The organism is Pseudomonas sp. M20, from assembly GCF_045037865.1.
In the GTDB taxonomy this organism is placed as follows: domain Bacteria; phylum Pseudomonadota; class Gammaproteobacteria; order Pseudomonadales; family Pseudomonadaceae; genus Aquipseudomonas.
This window is the reverse complement of sequence record NZ_CP173611.1, coordinates 3,115,376-3,139,977: the sequence shown is the minus strand read 5'-3', so window position 1 is coordinate 3,139,977 and position 24,602 is coordinate 3,115,376. Positions and strand designations below refer to the sequence as shown.

General features: G+C 58.1%; 15 protein-coding genes and 1 pseudogene. 7 read left to right on the top strand and 9 right to left on the bottom strand.

Annotation, left to right across the window (positions count from 1 at the left end; all coding sequences use genetic code 11):
- Positions 1 to 49: 49 nt before the first annotated feature.
- The 4 genes from ACI514_RS13825 to ACI514_RS13810 form a co-directional block, all read right to left on the bottom strand.
- The gene (locus tag ACI514_RS13825) at positions 50 to 466 is read right to left on the bottom strand and encodes a RidA family protein (protein ID WP_099758743.1); all 417 of its coding nucleotides are present in this window, start codon (positions 464 to 466) and stop codon (positions 50 to 52) included.
- Positions 467 to 524: 58 nt separating this feature from the next.
- Positions 525 to 1,844: an NAD(P)/FAD-dependent oxidoreductase gene (locus ACI514_RS13820; protein WP_160057385.1), complete on the bottom strand. Its 1,320-nt coding sequence runs from the start codon at positions 1,842 to 1,844 to the stop codon at positions 525 to 527.
- 206 nt (positions 1,845 to 2,050) lie between these two features.
- On the bottom strand, positions 2,051 to 2,317 hold the full coding sequence (locus tag ACI514_RS13815; protein WP_160057386.1) for a DUF4880 domain-containing protein: 267 nt from the start codon (positions 2,315 to 2,317) through the stop codon (positions 2,051 to 2,053).
- 63 nt (positions 2,318 to 2,380) lie between these two features.
- Positions 2,381 to 3,199 carry an alpha/beta fold hydrolase gene (locus ACI514_RS13810; RefSeq protein ID WP_160057387.1) on the bottom strand — a complete coding sequence of 273 codons (819 nt, stop codon included), beginning with the start codon at positions 3,197 to 3,199 and terminating at the stop codon, positions 2,381 to 2,383.
- Between the two features lie 180 nt (positions 3,200 to 3,379).
- On the opposite strand from ACI514_RS13810, the gene ACI514_RS13805 reads away from it, so the two are divergent.
- The 4 genes from ACI514_RS13805 (at position 3,380) to ACI514_RS13790 (ending at position 16,572) form a co-directional block, all read left to right on the top strand.
- Entirely contained in the window at positions 3,380 to 3,829 is a 450-nt protein-coding gene (locus ACI514_RS13805; RefSeq protein ID WP_160057388.1) for a helix-turn-helix domain-containing protein, read from the top strand.
- A 194-nt stretch (positions 3,830 to 4,023) separates the two neighbouring features.
- The gene (locus tag ACI514_RS13800; protein WP_160057389.1) at positions 4,024 to 5,730 is read left to right on the top strand and encodes a ShlB/FhaC/HecB family hemolysin secretion/activation protein; all 1,707 of its coding nucleotides are present in this window, start codon (positions 4,024 to 4,026) and stop codon (positions 5,728 to 5,730) included.
- Between the two features lie 23 nt (positions 5,731 to 5,753).
- Positions 5,754 to 16,280: a DUF637 domain-containing protein gene (locus ACI514_RS13795; RefSeq protein ID WP_405124067.1), complete on the top strand. Its 10,527-nt coding sequence runs from the start codon at positions 5,754 to 5,756 to the stop codon at positions 16,278 to 16,280.
- The gene (locus tag ACI514_RS13790) at positions 16,264 to 16,572 is read left to right on the top strand and encodes a hypothetical protein (protein WP_405124066.1); all 309 of its coding nucleotides are present in this window, start codon (positions 16,264 to 16,266) and stop codon (positions 16,570 to 16,572) included. The genes ACI514_RS13795 and ACI514_RS13790 overlap by 17 nt, the downstream gene beginning before the upstream one ends.
- Positions 16,573 to 16,787: 215 nt before the next feature.
- On the opposite strand, the gene ACI514_RS13785 is transcribed toward ACI514_RS13790, so the two are convergent.
- Both ACI514_RS13785 and ACI514_RS13780 read right to left on the bottom strand, forming a co-directional pair.
- Positions 16,788 to 17,831, bottom strand: coding sequence for an LLM class flavin-dependent oxidoreductase (locus ACI514_RS13785; RefSeq protein ID WP_160039505.1), 1,044 nt, complete (start codon positions 17,829 to 17,831; stop codon positions 16,788 to 16,790).
- A gap of 152 nt (positions 17,832 to 17,983) precedes the next feature.
- Positions 17,984 to 18,469, bottom strand: coding sequence for a flavin reductase family protein (locus ACI514_RS13780; protein ID WP_016987069.1), 486 nt, complete (start codon positions 18,467 to 18,469; stop codon positions 17,984 to 17,986).
- A gap of 324 nt (positions 18,470 to 18,793) precedes the next feature.
- On the opposite strand from ACI514_RS13780, the gene ACI514_RS13775 reads away from it, so the two are divergent.
- Complete coding sequence (locus ACI514_RS13775; RefSeq protein ID WP_405124065.1) at positions 18,794 to 20,200, top strand: purine-cytosine permease family protein; 1,407 nt, start codon at positions 18,794 to 18,796, stop codon at positions 20,198 to 20,200.
- A 249-nt stretch (positions 20,201 to 20,449) separates the two neighbouring features.
- Positions 20,450 to 21,550, top strand: a complete 1,101-nt coding sequence (locus tag ACI514_RS13770; protein ID WP_405124064.1) for a polyamine ABC transporter substrate-binding protein — start codon at positions 20,450 to 20,452, stop codon at positions 21,548 to 21,550.
- A gap of 20 nt (positions 21,551 to 21,570) precedes the next feature.
- Here the strand turns inward: ACI514_RS13770 and ACI514_RS13765 are convergent.
- Positions 21,571 to 21,696: pseudogene (locus ACI514_RS13765) on the bottom strand (metal ABC transporter ATP-binding protein); the annotation flags it as partial.
- On the bottom strand, positions 21,674 to 22,648 hold the full coding sequence (locus ACI514_RS13760) for a TerC family protein (protein ID WP_212622333.1): 975 nt from the start codon (positions 22,646 to 22,648) through the stop codon (positions 21,674 to 21,676). The pseudogene ACI514_RS13765 and the gene ACI514_RS13760, both read right to left, overlap by 23 nt.
- A gap of 165 nt (positions 22,649 to 22,813) precedes the next feature.
- On the opposite strand from ACI514_RS13760, the gene ACI514_RS13755 reads away from it, so the two are divergent.
- Positions 22,814 to 23,758, top strand: a complete 945-nt coding sequence (locus ACI514_RS13755) for a Dyp-type peroxidase (RefSeq protein WP_405124063.1) — start codon at positions 22,814 to 22,816, stop codon at positions 23,756 to 23,758.
- On the opposite strand, the gene ACI514_RS13750 is transcribed toward ACI514_RS13755, so the two are convergent.
- Positions 23,759 to 24,547: a helix-turn-helix domain-containing protein gene (locus tag ACI514_RS13750; protein ID WP_123593825.1), complete on the bottom strand. Its 789-nt coding sequence runs from the start codon at positions 24,545 to 24,547 to the stop codon at positions 23,759 to 23,761.
- Positions 24,548 to 24,602 lie beyond the last annotated feature (55 nt).

The window sequence follows — 24,602 nt, the reverse complement described above, 5'->3', positions numbered from 1 at the left end:
GTGTGTCTGGGCTGGCCTGCTCGCGAAGGCCGCGACTCGGTGTGATGCCTTACTCAGGAATCACCGCAATCACATCAATCTCCATCAACCACTGCGGCTGCCCCAGCGCCGACACCACCAGTCCGGTTGAAATCGGGAACACACCCTTGAGCCATTTGCCGACTTCGCCATACACCGCTTCGCGATAACGCGGGTCGATCAGGTACGTCGTGGTCTTGACGATATGACTCATGTCGCTGCCGGCTTCTTCGAGCAGTTGCTTGACGTTGCGCATCGCTTGTTCAGCCTGCGCGCGCGGATCGCCAAGACCGATCAGATTGCCGTCGAAATCAGTGCCGACCTGACCGCGCACATACACCGTGTTGCCGGCGCGCACGGCCTGGCACAAATCGTTGTCCAGCGTCTGGTTGGGGTAGGTGTCTTTGGTGTTGAACATGCGGATGCGAGTGTGGGTTGGCTGGCTCATTGAGCGCTCCTGAAGAAGGTTTGCCCCGGCGCCATCGGCGCCGGTACGAAAAGGGACATCAAGCGTCGACGGTGTCGGTAGCTTTGCTGTGGGTGTTCTGGTGCAACTCCGCTTCACGCTGCTCGGCATCGCGGTAGTCCAGATACTTGCGCTGGGTGGCGATGTGATCGGCGACGTGTTTGGCGTCGTGCCAAACACCCCAGATAAACGACGAGCCACGACGCGACTGCCACGGCAGACCAAGGAAATACACCCCCGGCTCACTCGACACGCCACGCTGATGCACAGGCTTGCCCTTGTCGTCGAACGCGGCGACTTGCAGCCAGGAGTAATCCACGGCGAACCCGGTGGCCCAGATGATCGAGGTCACGCCAGCCTTGGCCAGATCGAGATCGGCCAATGGGTTTTTCACGCACTCGGGATCCGGATAGGTTTCGCGCGCTTCCGGTTCTTCCGGCAGATCGAGGCCGTTACGCTCGATGTAGGCATCGGCAGCATCCAGCAGCGCCAGGTAGTTTTCGTCGCCGCGAGTAAGGTTGCCGACGAGGTCCTGCTTGAAACTCACCACGCCTTTATTGAACGACTCGGTAACGCCAACCAGGGTCATGCCGCGATGGGCCAGACCACGGAAATCGATGGTGCGACCGCCATGGGCACCACTGACTGCGATGGTCACGTGCTCGCGACCGGGTTTCATCGCCGCTTGATCCCACTCGCCGAGCACACCCAGCCACCAGCAGAAATCCCGGTTGCGATAAGCGCGAGGCGGGCGGTCGTGAGCGCCGACCGACAGGTAAACCTGCTTGCCGCTACGTTGTAGCTCATCGGCGATCTGCACACCGGAAGAACCGGCACCGACCACCAGCACCGCGCCTGCCGGCAATTGCTGCGGGTTGCGGTAGTCGGCGGAGTGGATTTGCAGCAGACGTTCGTCTTGCGGGGCAATCGCCGGGATCACCGGTTTCTGGAACGGCCCGGTCGCGGCGACTACGCGGTTGGCTTCGATTACACCTTCGGAGGTCTCGACGGTGAAACCCGGGCGACCGACATTGCGCACCACGCTTTTCACCTCAACACCGGTGCGGATCGGTGCATTGAATTTCTTCGCATAGGCTTCGAAGTAGTCGGCTACACGTTCTTTCGGGGCGAAACCGTCGGGATCGACGTCATCGAATTCCAGGCCCGGGAAGCGGTCGTGCCACGCCGGGCCGTTGGCGACCAGCGAGTCCCAGCGCCCGGTGCGCCAGCGTTCGGCGATGCGATTGCGCTCCAGCACAAGGTGCGGCACGCCGAGTTTGCTCAGGTGCTCGCTCATGGCGACGCCTGCCTGGCCGGCACCCACGATCAACGTGTCTGTTTTTATTATTTCAGGGGTCATCTCTACATCCTTCCTAGCAAGGCAGTGGGATTCGGGCCGCTGTTGGCTTGTCCGTTTGGCTTGAGGTCAGACTAGGGAGAGGGGGGATATCGGTAAAATATTATTAAGCTGGGATGTGAAGATAAAATTCTGATGCAGAGGGGCGAAAGCCTTGAACCATGCGGGCTACAGCTTTGCAGGCGGGAAGGTCGGGGTGAACCTGACTCTTAAATTTCACGCTTGCGCTCAAGCGCCAGACCATGACCGGTGAGGAGTTTTTTCGCCGTCTCGGGTTCATCCGGCAATTGGCCGCTGAGATCCCAGATCTCGAGCATTTTGGCGTATTCGAAAGCGTGGCGCGGGTCGAGTTGTACCCAGCGCTGGAAATCCTGGCGTACAGCCGGCGAACACTCATCATCGTGCAGACGCATGCACCAATCGGCGGCTTGCAGAGAGATGTCTTCGTCCATTTCGTTGCGGTCGGAAGGGGTCATTGAACGAGGGTAACAAAAAAGTCCGTCAAGCCGATGCCGACGGACTTTTTTAATGCCGAATTTTCAGCGTTTGAGAAACGCTAGCAAATCCTCATTCAAGGCCTGCGCATGTGTCACCGCAAAGCCGTGTGGCGCTCCTGCGTAGACCTTCAACTCGGCGCCTTTGATTTGTGCAGCAGCCTGTTTGCCGGTGGTTTCGAGCGGCACGATCTGATCGCCGTCGCCATGGATCACCAGCGTCGGTACATCGATTTTCGCCATGTCCGGACGGAAGTCGGTTTCCGAGAACGCGGTTACGCAATCCACCGTGCCTTTGAGCGACGCTAGCAGGGCGACATTCAGGGTTTGTGTGAGCACGCCGTCAGATACTTTCTGGCCCTGATTGGTGCCATAGAACGGCGCAGCGAAATCCGCAATGAACTGCGCGCGATCCTGCAGCAGGCCGGCCTTGATGCCGTCGAACACCGAGGTGTCGACGCCCTGCGGGAAATCGGCTTTCTTGCCGAACAACGGCGTCACCGCGCCCAGCAACACCAGCCCGGCGACCCGCTCGCTGCCATGTCGGGCGATGTAGCGGCTGACGTCGCCGCCGCCCATCGAGAAGCCCACCAACGTCACGTCGCGCAGGTCCAGATGATTGATCAGTTGCGCGATGTCATCGGCGAAAGTGTCGTAGTCATAACCGGTCCACGGCTGGTCGGAACGACCGAAACCGCGGCGATCGAAGGCAATGGTGCGATAGCCACGGCTGCTCAGGTATTCCATCTGGTATTCCCACATGTCGGCATCCAGCGGCCAGCCGTGGCTGAACAGCACGGGTTTACCGCTGCCCCAATCCTTGTAGTAGATATCGGTGCCGTCTTGCGTGGTGAAGGTGCTCATGGAAACTCCTGCTTCGGGGTTCATTGCCGAAATGGCGGCATTCACTATCAGCGCAAAGCGCTCCGGCTACTTGTATGCAGGTGCTGGTTTTGCGTCGGTCCAGTCGTGAACGTATCCTGGAGTTGTATGATGCAACTGAGAGCCGCGAGGCCAATCGACGAATGCATGGAGTACTCATACGTGAAACGCAAAAGTTTGCAGGGCAATGCCTGCCCGGTGGCCCGGACGCTGGACCTGATCGGCGACTGGTGGTCACTGCTGATCATTCGTGACGCGCTGGACGGGATTCGCCGTTTCAATGATTTTCAGAAGAGTCTGGATATCGCCAAGAACATGCTCAGCGCGCGCCTCAAAGGGCTGGTGGAGCAGGGGATCCTGCAAGCGCTGCCTGCGGCCGATGGCGGCGCGTATAAGGAATACGTGCTGACTGAGCGCGGCAAAGCCTTGCAGACGGTGATCGTCGCGCTGTCGCAGTGGGGTGGTGAATTCATGTATGCGCCGGGTGAGCCGGGTTCGGTGATGGTCGATGCGAAGAATCGTCAGCCGATTCGCAAGCTGACCTTAACGGCGGCCGATGGCCGCGTGCTGGCCCCCGAGGACGTCGCCACACGACTGGGTGTTGAACACTGAAAGGCGGGGCTGCTTGACTGAGTCACCCGCTGCCGCCAGATCAATGAAAACGGGCCCTCGCTGCACCGAAACCGGTCGTACATTCCTCGATACAAACCCGACAAGCGGTCGACACGATTGTTTGACGTCAAAATGATGGCCATCTAATATCGCGCCACTATTTTGATGTCACTTTTCGTCTCGAGGGATCGAACATGTCCTCACCCGCCCTCGTGGCGAGGTTGTGCGTAGCGTTGCTGTGCCTGTCTCCACTTCAGATTGCCGTCGCCGCTCCGACTCCCGGTGACACCGACCTTATCCGTGACCGGCAGAACCGCTTGCTCGAAGAGCAGCAGCGGCGCCTCGAAGAACTCAAGGATCTGCCCGGCAAGGACGCCAGGCCTGCGCAACCGGCAGCCCCCAACGATACCCGCTGTTTCCCGATCAAAGACATCGAACTCAAAGGTGCCGACAGCCTTTCCGAGCGCGACAAGACTCGCCTGCTCAAACCCTATATCGGTGAATGCCTCGGTGTGCCGCAGCTCAACGAACTGCTCAAAGTCATCACCGATCACTACATCGAGAAAGGTCTGGTCACCAGCCGCGCTTACTTGCCACAGCAGGATCTGTCCAGCGGGCACCTGCAAGTGCTGGTGGTCGAAGGCAAGCTCGAAGGCATGAAAGGCGCGGAAAACAGCCGGCTCTCGGAGCGGGAACTGGCCATGGCCTTTCCCGGCAAAACCGGTGAACTGGTCAACCTGCGCGAGATCGAGCAAATGGTCGATCAGCTCAACCGTCTGCCATCGAATCAGGCAAAAATGGAGCTGGCGCCCGGCCAGAACGTCGGTGGCAGCAAAGTGTTGGTCACCAACACCCCGCAGAAGCCATGGCGAGTCGGGCTGTCGCGCAACAACGACGGTCAGCGCAGCACCGGTGAGCAGCAATGGGGCACGACTTTTGATTGGGATAGCCCGCTTGGCCTGGCGGATCAGTTGAGCCTGCGCGGCGGTCACGATGCGATGACTGACCATCAACACACCTCCAATAACGCCATGCTCAATTACAGCTTGCCATGGGGTTGGTGGACATTTGGCTACACGTACAGCCAGAGCGAGTACCGCTCGCAAATCGCCGCCAATGGCTACAACTTCAAACAGACCGGCGACAGCGAAAACCATCAGTTGCGCGCCGAGCGGGTGATCCATCGCGACGCCGTCAGCAAAACCTCGCTCAGCGCTGGCCTGTCGTACCTGCGCACCAACAACTTCATCGAAGACAGCAAACTCAAACTGAGCAGCAACCGCATCAGCGAAGCACAATTTGGCTTCAACCACGGTCGCCGTGTCGGCAGTGCCTTCGTCAACTTTGACGCGGGCATGCAGGAAGGCATCGGCGCCTTCGACGCACAGGGTAGCCATGACCCCGGCCCCGGCGAGCCGAATGCGCGCTACCGCAAATACACCGCGACCCTGAGCTATCTGCAGCCCTTCAAAGTGTGGGGCGAGTCGTTCAGTTTCAGCAGTTTGATGACCGGTCAACGCAGTGAAGACGTGTTGTTCAGCTCACAGCGCACCAGTCTCGGCGGATCGTCGTCGATCCGTGGCTACAAGGATCAATCGCTGTCCGGCGACAGCGGCGGCTACTGGCGCAACGACCTGCGCTGGAGCCGTCCGGTGACTGCCGAGTGGCTGCAACCGGTGTTCGCCGAGTACGGCACCAGCCTCGGTTACGACCAAGGCGTGATCCAGAACAATCAGTACAACGGCAATCAGCATGGGCGCATGTCGAGCAACTCGCTGGAACTGTTCACCCGTGGCCAGCACGTCGCCGCCAGCGTGACATTTGCCCATTCCCTGGAACGACCGGACGCGCTGACCGAGCGTGAAGCACCGATCTATTTCCGCCTCGACTTTTTTATCTAAAACAACTTTTCGAGATCATCGACATGGATGTTCGTCAGTTCGCCTTCCTTGCAGACCAACCTTCTGCGGCCGTGAAAACACGTGAGTCTTTTTTGGGCATGCCCAAACGCGGGTTGGCGTTCCTGTTGGCGAACGTGATGTTCTGGCAACCGATGTGGGCGCAGGCTGACGGCATTGTCGTAGCCAACCCCAACACCTCGCTGGATCGCGCCGGCAATGGCGTGCCGATCATCAACATCGCAACGCCCAACGCCAGCGGCCTGTCGCATAACCAGTTCCACGACTATAACGTCGGTGCGCAGGGGCTGATCCTCAACAACGGCTCCACGCAGAATAACGTCACCCAATTGGGCGGGCACATCGTCGACAACCCGAACCTGAAGAACAGCGGTTCGGCGCAAGCAATTCTCAATGAAGTCATCAGCGGAAACCCGAGCCAGTTGCGCGGGTACACGGAAGTGGCGGGGCAGTCGGCGCGTGTGATTGTCGCCAACCCGTATGGCATCACCTGCAACGGTTGCGGCTTCATCAACTCGCCTCGAGTGACGCTGACCACTGGCAAACCGGTGCTCGACAACGGCCGGCTGGATCGCTTTCAGGTTGATCAGGGCTCGGTGGCCATCGAGGGCGCCGGGCTTAACGCCAGCAACGTCGACCGTTTCGAAATCATCACCCGCAGCGCGAAAATCAACGCACAGATTCAGGCACAGAACCTGGCCATCGTCGCAGGTCGCAACGACGTCAATGCGCAAACCCTCAACGCCACCGCACGCGTTGAGGACGGCAGCAGCAAACCGCAGTTGGCCATCGACTCCTCGGCACTCGGCGGCATGTACGCCGGGGCGATCAAACTGGTCGGCACCGAAGCCGGGGTCGGGGTGAAACTCGACGGCAAACTGATCGCCAGCGGTGGCGACATCCAGCTTGATGCCAATGGGCAACTGAGTCTGGTCGATACCTCGGCCACCGGCGCGGTCAACGTCAAAGCCGCCAGCCTCGATGCGCGCGGTCCGGTCTATGCGGGGACCGCACTGAACGTGCAAACCCAAGGTGATCTGAATAACCGGCAAAGCCTTGCGGCCCGCGACAACATCACACTCAGTGCTGGCGGCCGCTTGACCAACAACGGTGTGATTGAAGCCGGCATCAATGCTGATGGCAGTCGCAATGCTACGGGGGATTTGAGCCTGACCGCGCAGAACCTCGATAACACCGGCAAGAGCCTGGTGGCGAGCCGCTATTTGGCGGTCAACGCTGCGACTCTGAACAACCGCAGCGGTTCGCTCAGTGCACAAGCCATCGCCATGGGCGGCGGGACTGTAGACAATCGCAGCGGCCAGATTCTTGGCGATCTGGGCCTCAACATTGATCTGAGCGGGGCGCTGGACAACCGTGACGGCATGCTCGGGTCCGGGCGGTCAGTGAGCTTCAAAGCGGCCGGTCTGGATAACCGCGATGGCGGCGTGGTGGTCAGCGATGGCGGCCTGACGGTGCGTGTCAGCGGATTGCTCGACAACCGCAACAAAGGCGAGATCTCGGCCAAGGGCGCAACGTCTGTGAGCGGGCGCACACTGAACAACAGCGGCGGCATCCTCAGTGGCCTCAACGGTCTGGTGATAACCCTTGATGATGCACTGACCAACGCCACGGGTGTCATCAGCAGTGAAGGCACGCTGACCCTCAATGCCGGACGTATCGATAACAGCACAGGCAACCTGAGCAGTGCCGGCATGCTCACGATCACCAGCGCGGGAGCGTTGCTCAACCGGGCCGGTTCGATCAGCACCGACAGCGCATTGGCCGTCAACAGCGCAAGCCTGGACAACAGTCAAAAAGGCCTGATCATCGCTAAACAGAACAGCCGGATTGATACCGGCCTGTTCGACAACAGCAACGGTCAACTCCTCGGGCAACAAGGCTTGACGCTACGCATGGCGCAAGCATTGAACAACGTCAAAGGGGTAATTTCCGCCGCCGCCGTGGACAGCCACAGCGTCAGCCTCGATAACCATGAAGGTCTGATCAGCAGTCGCGGTGTGTTGCTGTTGGCTACCGACAAAACGCTGGATAACCAGCTGGGCACAGTGATTGCCGACGGCCAGCTCACGCTCACGGCCGGTGTTCTCGACAACCGGGTCGGCAACATCGCCGGCAAATCTGACGTCAACGTGCAGGCACCGAACGTCAATAACCAGAAAGGCAAGTTGATCGCCACCGGCGTGCTCAAACTCAACGCCGCTCAACTGGATAACCGCCAGAGCGGTCTGTTGGGTTCGACCAAAGCCATGACCCTGACCGTGGGTGAACTGGATAACCGCGGCGGTGAAATCAGCACCAACAGCGATCTGCTGCTCACCGGTAAAAAACTCGACAGCAGTGACGGCGGCAAGGTCTTCACCGGCAAAGCCTTGACGCTGACTGTCGATGACGTGCTCAACCGCAATAAAGGCCTGATCGATGCGGGCACGTTGTTGACGCTGAGATCGCGCACCCTGGCCAACAACGGCGGTGAATTGCGCAGTCAGCAAACCATGCTCCTGACCGCCACCGACGCCTTTGATAACACCCAGGGCAAGGTCAGCAGTGAAGCGACATTGACGGTCGACACCGCGCAGATGACCAATGCTCAAGGCAGTCTTTCCAGTGCCGCCGATTTGAAGCTGGTCAGCCGTGATGGCGTTGATAACCAGGGCGGCAAGGTTGTCACCGACGGTGCACTGGTCATTGAAAGTGGCAGCCTCGACAATCGCCAGCAGGGCACGCTAAGCGGTAAAGGTGCAGTCACGGTTACCACCGGCGCCTTCGATAACAGCAACGGTCTGCTCAGCAGTGCCGACACCCTGAACCTCGTCGCCGCTCAGGTCACCAATGCCGGTGACGGCAGTATCGGCAGTCAAGGTGCTTTGACGGCTTCGGTTACAGGACTCGATCAACAGGGCGGCAAGCTGTTCAGCAACACGCGCCTGAGTCTGGATTTGAATCACGGTCAGCTGAACAATGGTGGTTTGATCAGCGCCCCTGGCACTCTGCTGCTCAAACAACTCAACGGCATCAACAACCAGGGCGGTACGATTTCCAGCGCTGAAGCCTTCACGCTGACCGCGCAAAGTCTGGATAACGGCAACGGCAATCTTTTGAGCAATCAGGGGCTGATCCTGCGCATTGCCGCAGCGCTGGATAACGTCAAAGGCATGATCGGCGCCGCATCGATCGATGCCCGCGCCGCCAGCCTGAACAACAGCGGCGGTAACCTGATCAGCCGTGGCGGCCTGGAACTCACGGTCGATGGCCTGCTGCGTAACGATGCCAAAGGCTTGATTAGCGCCGCGCAGGCGCTGCACATCGACAGTGCCGAACTGAACAACCGCGACAGTGGCTTGATCAACAGCAAAGGCAACCTGACGCTGAGGGCGACCGGTCTCGATTCCAGCAATGATGGCGAAGTCTCCAGCAATGGCGACATAGACCTGACGCTGACCTCGCTGACGCAGAACGGCGGGCGACTGCTGGGTGACAGATCGATCACATTGGATCTGGCCAACGGCGACCTCGACAACCAGAACGGTCAGCTCACCGCCAAAGGTCCGCTGACCCTCCAGCGTCTGCGCGACCTGCGCAACCAGAATGGCGAACTCTCGAGCAATCTCGGTTTCGATGTGATCGCCAGAGCGGTGAACAACAGCGCCGGCAAAATCATCAGCGGTGAAAAACTGCTCGTGCGCGGCACGAACCTGATCAACCAGAAAGGCCTGATGTCCGGCTGGCAAGGGCTCACTGTCAACGGCAACAGCCTGGACAACCGCGACAGCGGCACGCTGTCCAGCAAGTACGCCGATGTCAGCGTGGATTTGACGGGCGCGCTGCTCAACAGTGGCGCGGGTGCTGTGGTCGCTCAGGGCAATTTGAGTATCAACGCTGACAATGTCGATAACAGCAACAAAGGTAATCTCAGCAGTGGGGCGGGGCAGACCCTGACGTTGTCCGGTGCGCTTGATAACAATCAGGGCGGCCTGATTGCCAGTGGCGCGGCGCTGGATATCGTCAGCACGGCATTCAGCAATATCGGCGGTGTGATCAATGCACAGCAGGTCTTCAATGCCACGGCATCGAGCCTCGATAATCGTGGCGGACAGATCGCCAGCAACAATGCTATCACCCTCAACCTGAGCGGTGACCTGAACAACAACGCCGGTAAACTCGCTGCTGCCGGTCCGCTGTTGATCAAGGGCGTAACCGATCTGCACAACCAGAACGGCCAACTCGCCAGCCAGAAAACCCTGGACCTGCGCACGGGGTCGCTGGACAACGGCAACAAGGGCACCGTCGCCGCCAATGACCAGTTGCTGATAACCGCCACTGGCGCCGTCAGCAACAATGCCGACGGCCTGATCTACAGCCAGAAAGCCGATGTGCAACTGAAAGCGGCAAGCTTGCTCAACGCTAAAGGCTCGATCCAGAGCGACAGCGCGCTGACGCTGGAGATCAGCGGCGATTTCGACAACCAGAGCGGCAAAGCCATCGCCCAGAATGGCGATGTGCTGATCAACGCCGCCAACATCGATAACCGTGGCGGCACACTCGCCAGCATCAAAGGTGCACTGGAAGCACGCACGGTTGGTGTTCTGCGCAATGGTTTCGACCTGAACAACAACCGTCAGGGCGGCATCATTCAGGCACAGGGCCTGACGCTGTCGGCACTGGCCGGCCTGAACAACAACGGCGGGCGGATCTCGGCGCAAGCGGCAGACAGCAGCATCACCACGGCGGCGCTGGATAACGGCGCTGGGGTGCTTTACGCGAAAGGGCTGCTGGGTGTTACCGCCGCAAGCCTCGATAACAGTGGCGGCCAGATCGCCGCCGAACGTATCGACTTCGGCCTCAGTGGTGCGCTGCGCAATGGCACGGGCGTCATCGAAAGCAACAGCCAACTGAGCGTCAAAGCCGCCAGCGTCGACAACCAGAACGGTCGCCTGCGCTCCCTGGGCACCTCCGGCAAGACCGAATTTCAGCTCGGCGGTCTGCTCGACAACCGTAATGGCGTACTGGAAACCGCCAACACTGACATGACCCTCGCGGTCGGTAGCTTCCTCAATGCCGGTGGGCAACTCAACCACGTCGGGCGCGGCAAGTTCGATATCTCTACGGCCAATGTGCTGGGGGCCGGCGGCAGCATCGTCACCGGCGGCCTGCTGGAGCTCAATGCCGATACCTGGAACAACACCAGCACGATTCAGGCCGGTCGCCTGAACGTTAACGTGCGCGAGTTCAGCCAGAGCGCCAGCGGCAAGCTGCTGGCTTCGGAGTCTCTACAGGCCCGTGGCGGCAATTGGACCAACCACGGTTTGATCGCCAGTGACGGCATTATCGACATGCAGCTGTCGGGCAGTTACGGCGGCAGCGGCCGCTTGACCAGCCAGCGAGGGACCGAACTGTCTGTCGCGCAGATGAACATCGGTGCAGGCGGCAGTTTTGCCGCCGGTGCGACGTCGACCATTCGTGTCAGCGGGCAACTGATCAACTCGGGCCGCATCACGTCCAGTGAAGACCTGACCGTCAACGCTGGCAGCGTTGCCAACTACGGCAGTCTGGGGGCGGCGCAGAACCTGACCATCAACACGCCTTCATTGCTCAACGATCGCGGACTGATTTTCAGCGGCAATGACATGACGCTCGGCGTCAGTACATTGACCAACCAGAACGGTGATTTCTACAGCCTGGGCAATGTAGTCATCGGCGGATATGGCGGTGCGGCGCGGGCTGCCGGGGTCTACAACATTTCCGGCTCGATGGAGAGCGTGGGCGGGTTCACGCTCAATGCCGATGTGTTCGAGAACCGAACTGAAGGCTCGGCGGCTTCGTCTGAGCGCAAGCTGATATCGGGGTATATCGCGGCCAGTTGTGGCGACTGCGTCGGCAGCACTTTCAGCAACTTCCTCACGGCTCGTGAGATTTATGAAAGTGTCGACACTGACGCCAGCGCCTCTGCCGTGCTCAACGTCGGCAAGGATTTTGTATTTCAGGGTGGCACGTTTCTCAACAGTAAAAGCACGGTGGCGGCCAGTGGCAACATCGATATCAACGCTACGAGTCTGAAGAATATCGGCGCAAAAAGCGGGACTATCGAAGTCACCCGCGAGTACGCCTTTGAAATGGGCGCCGGCAGCACGGAAAATTTCATGGCCAACTACGTTGCGCCTTACAACCAGCACAACAACCCCGATTTTCCGTATGTGTATTACCTCGCCCCTGATAGCACGGTGCGCAAAGCCATCGCGAAATCAGGCAGTAAAAGGGAGGGCGGGCGAGACGGGGAGACGTTTCGAGTCGTTATTCTCACAGACAGTGAAACAGGCGAAGTCGTCAGTGATCGCAAGTATGGTCGGGGGCTATCGGGGCTGAAATATGGCTTTGAAACCTCGATGCCATCGCTGTACGACCCCAATAACCTGGTTGCGTTACCGAGCGAACTGGCGCCATACCAGCAAGGCGATGCCATCGAGCTACCCACTGACAGCACCGGCTCCACCGGTACAGTCACCAGTCGCAACGCGGTCATCCAGGCGGGCGGCAAAGTCTCGATCACGGCCACCCGGGAAGTCGAAAACAGCGTTATCCATGAGGACTACAACTCCGCTGGGGGTACTAACAAAATCGCCGACACCAACGTCGGCAAGAGTGGCACTACCGTTGTCCGCATCAACAGCCAATTGCCGCCAGATCTTGCACAGCAGCAAGTCAATCCGCTGAGCTTGCCCGGTTTCTCCCTGCCCACCGGCGAAAACGGTTTGTTCCGTTTGAGCGGGCAGGGCAGTAGCACGGCATCGCCCGGCAACGGCCCCGCGCCAACCTGGACGGTGGGCGGTCAAGCGGTCAGCGCTCAGGACCACATGGTCGCCGCCACCAGTGGCGGTCCGCGCAATCTGTTCATTGACGCGCCGGCTCAGGTCTCCGACAGCACCCGCGCAGTCGATACATTCCGTCGCACGCCGAGTGCTGGCAACGACGCCAAAGACTCGATCGACAACCGCCCGGTGACCCGCGTCACCGGCCTGCCGGACACCAGGGCGCCGTCCAACGCGCACAAATACCTGATCGAAACCAACCCGGTGCTGACCGACCTCAAGTCGTTCATGAGCTCCGACTACCTGCTGGAAAAACTCGGCTATGACCCCGACCAAAGCGCCAAGCGCCTCGGTGACGGTCTCTACGAACAACGCCTGATCCAGCAAGCCGTCACCGCACGCACCGGCCAGGCTTTCATCGACGGCCAGACCTCCAACGAGGGCATGTTCAAGTACCTGATGAACAACGCCATCGCCAGCAAGGACGCACTCAACCTGTCGGTAGGCGTCGGCCTCACGTCGCAGCAAGTCGCGGCACTGACCCACGACATCGTCTGGCTCGAAGAGCACGAAGTGAATGGCGAAAAAGTGTTGGTGCCGGTGGTGTATCTGGCCCAGGCCAATGGCCGTTTGGGCCCGACCGGGGCGTTGATTGCCGGTAACGATGTGACGCTGATTGCCGGTGAGAACCTGGATAACGTCGGGACGTTGAAGGCGACGAATAATCTGTCGGCCACCGCAAGTAAAGATCTTGTTAACAGTGGATTGATCGAAGCGAACGGACGAGTGGATTTGTTAGCCAGTGAGAATCTGGTGAACAAGGCCGGCGGGATCATCACCGGGGGTGATGTCAGCATGGTGGCTGTTCGTGGCGACGTGATCAATGAGCGAACGATTATCGGAATGGATCGCAGCGGTCTTGGTATAACCCAACATCAGGACTACGGCGACTCTGCCGCGCGCGTGGAGGCTGCAAACGATCTGACAATCAAAGCCGGGCGTGACGTAACTATTGCGGGTGGAGTACTGCAGAGTGGGCGTGACATGCTTTTGGATGCCGGGCGGGATGTCAATATTCTGTCGATGGAAGAGCGCTCCTACAAAGGTAACTCTGTAAATTTCAAAGAATCGGTTGATCAGTTGAGCTCTTACGTCGATGCGGGTCGAAATCTTTCAGTGGAAAGTGGCCGAAACATCGCTGTAATCGCAAGTGAAATTACGGCCAAGCAGAATATCTCGATGAGTGCGGGCCAAGATATTCTCTTTGCTTCTGCGGCCGACGAAGAGCACTCGGCCTCGAAAAATCGCAAAATTGTCCGCAAGGAAGATCACGTTGACCAGGTTCAGACGACTGTCGAAGCGGGTGGGAAAATATCCCTTAGCGCTCGGGATGACATGACGCTGATAGCCAGTCGTGTCACCGCCGGCGAAGAGGCTTATTTGATCGCGGGAGATCAGCTCAATTTACTGGCGGCACAGGACAGTGACTATTCTCTATATGACAAAAAGAAAAAGAGTAGCTGGGGTAAAAAGGAAACCAAGCGGGATGAAGTCACCAAGATAACTAATATTGGTACGCAAATTTCCAGTGGCGGCAATTTGACTCTTGTCAGCGCTGGTGATCAGCGCTATCAAGCAGCTGAACTCACCAGTGCAAAAGATCTGTCCCTTTTCAGTGGCGGCTCTATCACTTTTGAAGGCGTCAAAGACCTCAAGCAGGAAAGTCACAATAAAAGCAGCAGCAGCCTTGCCTGGAATTCTGCCAAAGGCAAAGGTACAACCGATGAGACTTTACGCCAGAGTGAATTGACTGCCGAAGGTAACCTGGTCATTCATGCGGTTAATGGATTGACTGTCGATATCAAGCAGTTAGACCAGCACACTATCAGTCAGACAATCGATGTAATGGTCAACGCAGACCCAAAGCTCGCGTGGCTTAAGGATCTGGAAGCTCGCGGGGACGTGGACTGGCGTCTGGTCAAGGAAACGCACGACTCATACCAGTACAGTAGCTCCGGCATGGGGCCCGGTTTGATGCTGGCGGTGCTCATCATTATCACTGTTCTTACTGCAGGTGCTGCCAGTGGTGCTGTAGGGGCAGCCGCAGGTGCAACTGCCGGATCAGGGACCACCATGGCGGCTGCGACTACCGCGCAGGCCGTTGCGGCAGGCGCTCAGTTCACTGCAGCTGGATGGGGTAACGTGATGGCCTCCAGTGTTCTGACATCAATGGCCGGAACTGCTTCAATCAGTTTCATCAATAACCAGGGAGATATAGGTGCTGTCTTCAAAGATCTCCTGGCTGAAGACAATTTGAAGAACTATCTGACCGGGGCTGCAACAGCCGGCTTCACGTCTTCCTTCTTGAATGATTTTTTCGGCGTTCAAGGCATTGAAGTCGTTCAGCCTGAACATGGATTCAACCTTAGTACGCTCGACGGGATGCTGGGCTTTACGGCTTATTCGTTGAGTCAGGGCGCTACTCAGGCAACAATCAGTACTGCTCTGAACGGTGGGGATTTGGGGCGCAATCTAGGCAACGCTTTAGCATCGCAGGCCGGTAACTCGGCCATGGCGATCGGATTCAAACTGGTAGGCGACTACGTCTCTTACCCTGAAGGCAGTCCGCAGAAAATTCTCGCGCACGCCATTATGGGTGGGCTACTTTCGAAAGCGACAGGCAGTGACTTCGCCACTGGTGCGGCTTCGGCAGGGCTCAATCAGGCAATGATAAACGTGCTGGCCAGTATGGCTAATGGCGACAAAAACATTGAAGGCGTGCTTTCTCAACTCACCGGTATTCTGGCTTCATCCGCGGTGGGAGGGGACGTCGACACTGGTGCTCAGATCGCCATGAACGCCACCACGTTCAACCGCCAGTTACACCCGGAAGAGAAGGCTCTGGCACGGCGACTGGCTGCTGAAAGCAATGGCAAGTACACGGTGGAGCAGATTGAAGCTCAGTTGCGATTGTCTTTTGTCAAAGGGACGAAGATCGGCCCAGGCAGCGATATCGTAGCGACTCAAGAAGGTATGTATGATCCCGATGGTAATTGGTTGCCGCTGGGTAATAGTGGACTCTTTGTACAGAACTTCACTGGTAGCGATCATGATGTTGTGGCGTACATACAAGGGAAAACCGACCTCTATTCATGGACACTGGAAGCGGAGATGGGGTTTTCATCAATCGTCAAAGATGGATGGTCTCAGTTCAGTTCTGATGGTTCTGGCGGTCGTGACCGGCTCACTGGGTACCCCATGGATAGCAATGGCGGGTATCGTGTACCCATCACCATCGACGGCAAGAACTACACACCACGGTTTTATCCCTGTGCAACTGCTGAATGCATCGCAACGGGAGGTAATATTGATCTGAAGGATCCACAGACACTCAAGTGGATCAGAGCTGCAAACATTCAAATGGTCAAGGATGTTGGGTATGCGATGAGTTGGGGAGCAGTCATGGGGCCGGCGAAAGCATCGGTAATTTTGTCGAACTCATCAATGGCTGCATCGATGCTCGCGGGATATTTGGACAGTGATCTGCCAAAAACAACCGCCAGTAATATCTTGAGCACAGGGTTTGAGAAATTTCTGGTAGCTAAGGGCATTCCGGCCGTGGATGCGGGAAGGATCTCCAATTACTTAGGAACGCAAGAGGTGTGGGACAATCTTGTAAAGGAAGCGGCTGATGCCTATTCCCATTAAATCAATAATTGCAGCGCTTTTTAAACACCACCACATGGTGGGTGTTGCATTGCTTGTCGCCGCAGTCATAAATGGTTATCTGCAATTCAATAGTAGCTGGGGGCGCTTTTTCACTGTGCTGGCAACCCAGTTATGGTTTGCACAAGGTGTCTATTGCTACTTTCGTGGCGCGGGTATTTCAATCGCCCCGGGTGGGCTGGGCAGAGATGCAGATCCCACCTGGCGAGCCGGTTTGGCGTCTTTTGCTTTCTTTCTATACGCAATATTCTTCTTTTTGGATTACCAGTATTGAATCGTAATAATCGGCCAACTTCCTGCTCTTTCGGGAATGAAGAGGGAAAAATGACTGGGGACAGACCACGTTTAGAAAACACTCCGAAAACGTGGTCTGTTGCTTGGGCGATGCGTTGCAATTTCGGCTTCACGTTCAGGAATTGAATCGCAGGTTAGAAAACGCCCCGAACAATGTCGGGGCGTTTTCATTTACGGGCTGAACCAGCATAGTGTTTACCGAAACGCTGGCACCACATGCTTGATAAACAGCTCCAGTGATTTCTTTTTCTCTTCATGCGGCAAGCTGTTGTCACACCAGAAACTGAACTCATCCACCCCCAGTTCCTGGTAATACTTGATCCGCGGAATAATCTCTTCCGGCGTACCAATCATCGCCGTCTTGTGCAGACTCTCCAGTTCGAACTCCGGACGTCCGGCAAACTTCTCTTCCGGGCTCGGCGCCAGAAAGCCATTGACCGGTGTTTCTTTGTTGCCAAACCACGCATCGAACGTGCGATAAAACCGTGAGATCGCTTTCGCGCCGATTTTCCAGCCATCCGGGTTATCAGCGGTGTGCACGTGGGTGTGACGCAGCACCATCAATTGCGGACGTGGCACATCTGGATTGTTATCCAGCGCAGTCTGGAACTTGTTCTTCAGGTCGAGGACTTCTTCGTCGCCCTTCATCAATGGTGTGACCATCACATTGCAGCCGTTGGCCACGGCGAAGTTGTGTGAATCCGGGTCGCGGGCGGCGATCCACATTGGCGGATTCGGCTTTTGGATCGGTTTTGGCACGCTGGTCGAGGTGGGGAATTTCCAGATGTCGCCGTCGTGGGCGTAGTCGCCTTGCCACAGGGCGCGGACCACCGGGACCATTTCGCGCAATGCCTGGCCACCAGATGAGGCAGGCATGCCGCCGGCCATACGATCGAATTCAACCTGATAAGCGCCACGGGCGAGGCCGACTTCCATACGCCCGTTGCTGATCACGTCGAGCAACGCGCATTCGCCGGCAACGCGTAGCGGATGCCAGAACGGCGCGATGATGGTGCCGGCGCCGAGGTGGATGGTGGTGGTTTTGGCCGCGAGGTAGGCGAGCAATGGCATCGGGCTGGGCGAGATGGTGTATTCCATGGCGTGGTGTTCGCCGATCCACACGGTGCTGAAACCGCCGGCCTCGGCCATCAGGGTCAGTTCGGTGAGGTCTTCGAACAGTTGGCGGTGGCTGACGCTTTCGTCCCAGCGTTCCATGTGGATGAACAGGGAAAATTTCATGACGCTTCCTCGGATCTTTTGTTGTTGAGGCTACAAAACTTGTAGGAGTGAGCCTGCTCGCGATGGCGGTGTGTCAGAAAACATATCGACATCGGATAAATCGCTATCGCGAGCAGGCTCACTCCTACAGTTGATTTGTGCGGGGCTGACGATCAGGCCAGGACGGGCAGGGCGCCCATCTTGCCGTGGCAATACACCAGCGGCCCGGCGATTTGTTCGGGGACGATCAGGTTCTTCACCGCGCCGACCATGATGGCGTGGTCGCCGCCTTCGTATTCGCGCCACAGCTCACACTCGATGATAGCTGTCGCGTTGGCCAGGATCGGGTTACCCAGTTCGCTCAAGGTCCATTCGATGCCTTGCGCCTTGTCCTTGCCTTTGCGGGCGAAGGCGTAGGCCTCGCTTTGCTGGCCGCCGGACAGAACGTGGATGGCAAAACGTTTGTTCTTGATCAGTACCGGGTAGGAATCAGAGCTGTAGTTGGGGCAGAACAGCACCAGCGCCGGGTCCATCGACAGCGAGCTGAACGCACTGGCAGTCAGGCCGACGATCTGACCGTCATCGTCCAGGGTGGTGATAACGGTTACGCCGGACGGGAACGAGCCCATGACTTGTTTGTAGATGGCGGCATCGATCATTGGTCGGTCCTCGGGTGTGGTGCTGCTGTTTTTATGTGTTTGTTGGTCTGATGGTATACCACTATTCGATCTTTGCAAGGCCTTTTAAGCTGAACCGATAAACGTGCCGCGTTCGTCGGAAACTCAGCATTTACGGGGCTTTCGGCTGGTCTGCAAGCCGCGGTTTCAGTAAGGATGGCGTATCAGATAGCGCCGCAAACTACGGATCAGTCTTGTGAATTGTTTGGAATACCATAATATGGTCTGCATCTGAGGGGCGGCCAGAGAGTCCCCCCGGTTTGGCTTCATACAACGATAAGAACAGACAAACTCGAGTTCATGCATATGTCCCAGATGTCCCGGCAAGATCCGTTGATCGAGAACCATACGGTCGACTACGTCCCACTCGCGGAACGCCACGGGAAGGCCCGCGACCTATTCACCCTTTGGTTCAGCACCAACATTGCGCCACTGCCCATCGTCACCGGCGCCATGGTGGTTCAAGTGTTCCATCTCGATTTGCTTTGGGGGCTGCTGGCGATTGCGCTGGGGCACATGATTGGCGGCGTGATCATTGCGCTGGCCTCGGCGCAAGGCCCGCGCATGGGCATTCCGCAGATGGTTCAGAGTCGCGGCCAGTTCGGCCGTTATGGCGCGCTGTTAATCGTGTTCTTTGCCGCACTGATCTACATTGGTTTCTTTATTTCCAATATCGTCCTGGCGGGCAAATCCATCGTCGGCATCGCGCCGTCGGTGCCGGCGCCGTTGAGCATTCTGATCGGTGCACTGGCAGCTACGGCGATCGGTGTGATCGGCTACAACTTCATCCACACGCTGAACCGTATCGGCACTTGGGTGATGGGCAGCGCGTTGTTGGCGGGGTTCATCTATATCTTTGCCCATGACTTGCCGGCGGATTTTCTCACTCGCGGCAGCTTCAACTTGTCCGGCTGGCTGGCAACGGTGTCGCTGGGGATCATCTGGCAGATCAGTTTCTCGCCGTACGTGTCTGACTATTCGCGTTACTTGCCGGCGGACATTGGCATTGCCAAACCATTTTGGGCGACCTATCTGGGCGCGACGCTGGGCACGATTCTGTCGTTCAGCTTCGGCGCCGTTGCCGTGTTGGCGACCCCGGAAGGTACTGAAGCGATGGTCGCGGTCAAGCAGTCGACGGGTTGGCTCGGGCCGATTCTGATGGTGCTGTTTCTGCTCAACATCATCAGCCACAACGCGCTGAATCTGTATGGTGCGGTGCTGTCGATCATCACCTCGATCCAGACCTTTGCCAGCCAATGGACGCCGAGCATCAAGGTGCGCGTGGTGTTGTCGAGCGTAGTGTTGGCGGGTTGCTGCGTGGTTGCGCTGGGTGCGTCGGCGGATTTCATTTCCGAGTTCATCGGTTTGATTCTGGCACTGCTGTTGGTGCTGGTGCCGTGGGCGTCGATCAACCTGATCGACTTCTACCTGATCAAGCGCGGGTGCTACGACATCACCTCGATCTTCTGCGCCGATGGCGGGGTTTACGGGCGCTTTAATCTGCACGCGATCATTGCTTACTTCATCGGCATCCTCGTGCAGTTGCCGTTCGCCAATACCTCTCTGTACGTCGGCCCTTACGCCAATCTGGTCGAGGGCGCGGACTTGTCCTGGCTGGTTGGACTGGTGGTCACCGTGCCGTTGTATTACTGCCTGGCCACACGCGGCCAGACACAGCAGAGCAGGGCGGCAAGGCTGGGTTACACCGACTGAGCTGGTCCGCTTCACGACAATGCCCGGCCATTCGCCGGGCATTGTTGTTTCCGCATCCCGGCGGTCAATCAAATTGGCCACATCGATCCCCTTTTGGCCCATCCCCTACTGTGCTCCAGCTACGCTGTCAGCAAGAATCAAAACCATAACCAGACGCTGAACCTTTTTTACCCTTGGCTACCTTTACAGCCGCTGCCGTGTACAGAACATAAAAACCATCGAACTCACGCTGCCTTTTGGGGAACAACCATGGTCACGATGAAACGCATTCTGGGTGCCACTGTGTGTGGGCTGTCGCTGTTGGCCGGCGCGGTCCAGGCCGAGCAACGCGAACTGCGCGTGTACAACTGGGCGGACTACATCCTGCCGTCCGTGCCCAAGGATTTCGCCGCCAAAAGCGGCATCAAAGTGACTTGGGACACCTTCGACACCAACGAATCCCTGGAAGCCAAACTGCTGACCGGCAACTCCGGTTACGACTTGGTGGTGCCGTCCAACCAGTTCCTTGAAACGCAGATCAAGGCTGGCGTGTTTCAGAAGCTGGATAAATCCAAACTGCCGAACTGGAGCCACCAGGATCCGGAGTTGTTGAAACTGCTGGGCAAGAACGATCCGGGCAACCAGTACGGCGTGCCCTACATGGTCGGCACCGTGCTGATCGGCTTCAACCCGGCCAAGGTCAAAGCCGCACTGGGCGACAACGCGCCGGTCGACAGCTGGGATCTGGTGTTCAAACCGGAGAACATGGAAAAACTCAAATCCTGCGGCGTGGCGATGCTCGATTCACCGACGGAAATCCTGCCGTTAGCCCTGCATTACCTGGGCCTCGACCCGAACAGCCAGAACCCCGCCGACTATGAAAAAGCCAAAGAGCTGATGCTCAAGGTTCGTCCGTACGTGACCTATTTCAACTCGGCCAAGTACATGACCGACATTGCCAATGGCGACATCTGCGTGGCCATCGGTTACTCCGGCAGCTTCTACCAGTTCGGCAATCGCGCCAAAGAGGCAAAAAATGGCGTGGTGGTCGACTGGCGCTTGCCGAAGGAGGGCGCGCCGATCTGGTTCGACACCTTCGCCATTCCGAAGAGCGCGAAGAACGTCGCCGAGGCGCATGAATTCCTCAACAACCTGCTCGACCCGAAAGTGATCGCACCGATCAGTGACTTCCTCGGCTACCCGAATGCGAACAAGGATTCGATACCGCTGATCAACAAGGAAATCACCGATAACCCGAACCTGACGCCGACACCTGAGGCGCTGAAAAACCTCTACGTCGTGCAGCCGTTGCCGCAGAAGCTTGAGCGTGTGCGTACGCGCGTGTGGACCAGTATCAAGTCCGACAAGTAACAATCACCGCAATCCAAATGTGGGAGCGAGCCTGCTCGCGAAAGCGGAGTGTCATTCAACATCGATGTTGACTGGTCCGACGCCTTCGCGAGCAGGCTCGCTCCCACAGGGTTTTGTGGTGTGTCATTCGGTGCTGCGTTCAGCATTTCGGGTGATGACAAGGCTCAGCAAAACCGACCCCAGAATCACCCCTCCCACCACCGCCAGCGACCACTCCACCGGCATGTGCAGCCACGGCATCAACACCATCTTCCCTCCGATAAACACCAGCACAATCGCCAGCCCATACTTGAGCAAGTGAAAGCGGTCCGCCATGTCCGCCAGCAGGAAATACAACGCCCGCAGGCCCATGATTGCGAAGATATTCGACGTGAAGACAATGAACGGGTCAGTCGTCACGGCGAAAATTGCCGGGATGCTGTCGACCGCAAACATCAAGTCACTGGCCTCGATCAGCACCAGCACCAGAAACATCGGCGTGGCCCAGCGCACGCCGTTCTGCAGGACGAAAAAGCGTTCGCCATGAAAGCCACTGGTGATGCGCATATGCCCGCGCACCCAGCGCAGCAACGGATTTTTGTCCAGGTCCGGCTGGTGGTCGGCAAACACCAGCATCTTGATCCCGGTGAAGATCAGGAACACGCCGAACGCATACAGCAGCCATTCGAACTGCGACACCAGCCACACGCCGGCAAAAATCATCACCGCGCGCATCACGATCGCCCCAAGTACACCGTACAGCAGCACCCGCCGCTGTAACTCCGGCGGTACGGCGAAGTAGCTGAAGATCATTACGAAGACGAACATGTTGTCGATAGACAGCGATTGTTCGATCAGATAACCGGTGAGGAACTCGAGGGTCTTTTCCCGGGCGATCTCGGCGCCGAACGCACCGTGCAAATACCACCAGAGCAGTGCCGCGAAACTCAGCGCCAACAGGCACCAGGCAATGACCCAGGACAAGGCTTCGCGCACTGAGACCCGATGCGCCTTGCGCCCACCGAAGACAAACAGGTCCAATGCCAGCATGGCAAGCACGAAGACGATGAAGGCGCCCCACATCCACGGTTCGCCGATATTGATGTTTGTGGCTGGCATGTCACGCTCCCTGTCTATTTCTTGGATTGGGGTCAGACGAGGCCATGCTAGCGACGAGTTTGCAGCAAAGAAAAATCGTTTATTTCTGCGCAACAGTTCGATAAAAACGAACTATCCGCCCTCGTTAAGAGCTCGGGCACTTTTTACGGAGCAATGTTTTCAGCGATGAATACCGACATTCTCGAACCTCAAGCGGTGTGCAGTCCGATCACCAGCAGCGCGATTTTCATCGTCGCGACGCTGAATGCGGGGGCTGAAGCCGCGCAAACCGTCAAAGACTGGTGCGGCGATGTCGCCGGGCTGGTGCGTTCGGTTGGCAAACGTGTACCGACTGGCAATCTGACCTGCATTTGCGGCTTTTCCTCGAACGCCTGGGATCGCCTGTTCGGCCATCCACGGCCAGCGGCGCTGCATGGTTTTCGCGAGTTTGGCGGGGAAGGGCGCCACGCCCCTGCGACACCTGGCGATCTCCTGCTGCACATCCGCGCCGATCAAATGGACCTGTGTTTTGAGCTGGCCACACAAATCATGGCGGCCCTCGGCGATGCGGTGACCGTGGTCGATGAGGTGCAGGGTTTCCGCTATTTCGACATGCGCAGCATCATCGGATTTGTCGACGGCACGGAAAACCCGGTCGGGCGCAAAGCGCTCAACTTCACCATCGTCGGTGACGAAGATCCGGGTTTCAGCGGCGGCAGTTACGTGCTGGTGCAGAAGTACCTGCACAACATGACCGCGTGGAACGGTTTGAGCGTTGAAGCGCAGGAACGCGTGATCGGTCGCACGAAACTCTCCGATATCGAACTGGATGATGCGGTCAAACCGAGCAACTCGCACAGTGCACTGACCACCATCACCAACGCTGCCGGCGAGGAAGTGAAAATCCTCCGTGACAACATGCCGTTCGGCCGGCCAGGAGCAGGGGAGTTCGGCACCTTCTTCATCGGCTACGCACGCTCGCCGGAGCCGCTGGAGCAGATGCTGGAAAACATGTTTGTCGGCAAGCCACCGGGCAACTACGACAAGTTGCTGGATTTCAGCACGGCCGTGACTGGGAGTCTGTATTTCGTGCCGTCGGCGGATTTGCTGGAAGAACTGGCGGATCGCTGATCAGCGAAAAAACTCCCCCGGTGTTTCGCCAAACTGCTGACGAAACGCCGCGATAAACGCCGACGTCGAGTCGTAACCACAGGCCAGTGCGACATCGGTAACCCGTTCACCTTTCTCCAGCGGTGTCAGCGCACCGAGCAGGCGCAAGCGCTGGCGCCAGGCGCGGAAGGTCAGGCCGGTGTCGCGCAGAAACAGGCGGGTGAGGGTCTTTTCGGTGACGCCGAACTTCTCGCTCCAGTGGCTCAGCGTGGTTTGCTGTTCCGGATGTTGTTCCAGGCTCTGGTAGATCTGCTTTAAGCGCGCGTCTTGTGGCAACGGCAGCATCAGGTCGATCTGCGGCGCCTCGGCCAGTTGATCGAGGATCACTTGAGCCAAGCGCCCGTGCGGGCCGCTCTGGTCGTATTCCACCGGAACCTGACTGAACGCGCGGATCAGTTCCCTGAGCAGATCGCTGACGCCGAGCACGTGGCAGCGCTCGAGCGCCCATCCGGCGACGCTGCAATCGATGTAGAGGCTGCGCATTTCCGTGTGCGGCGAGCTGAACACCCGATGCGGCACGCCCGCCGGGATCCACACGGCGCGCTCCGGCGGCGCGACGAAGCGGCCGACGCTGGTCTGGATTTCAAGCACACCTTGAATCGCGTAGGACAACTGCACCCACGGGTGGCTGTGGCGTCGGGTCAGGGCGCGATTGGGTAGCGATTCGGTGCGCCCGTAGAGTGGACGCGGCAGGCTGGGCAGCCCGGGAATGCTACGACGGACGCTTTTGTCATGTCCTTTAGGCGGCATCTTGTGGCCCTTCGGCGTTAGTCGGTAATTGGCAGTCACGTTAGAGTCGTCGGCA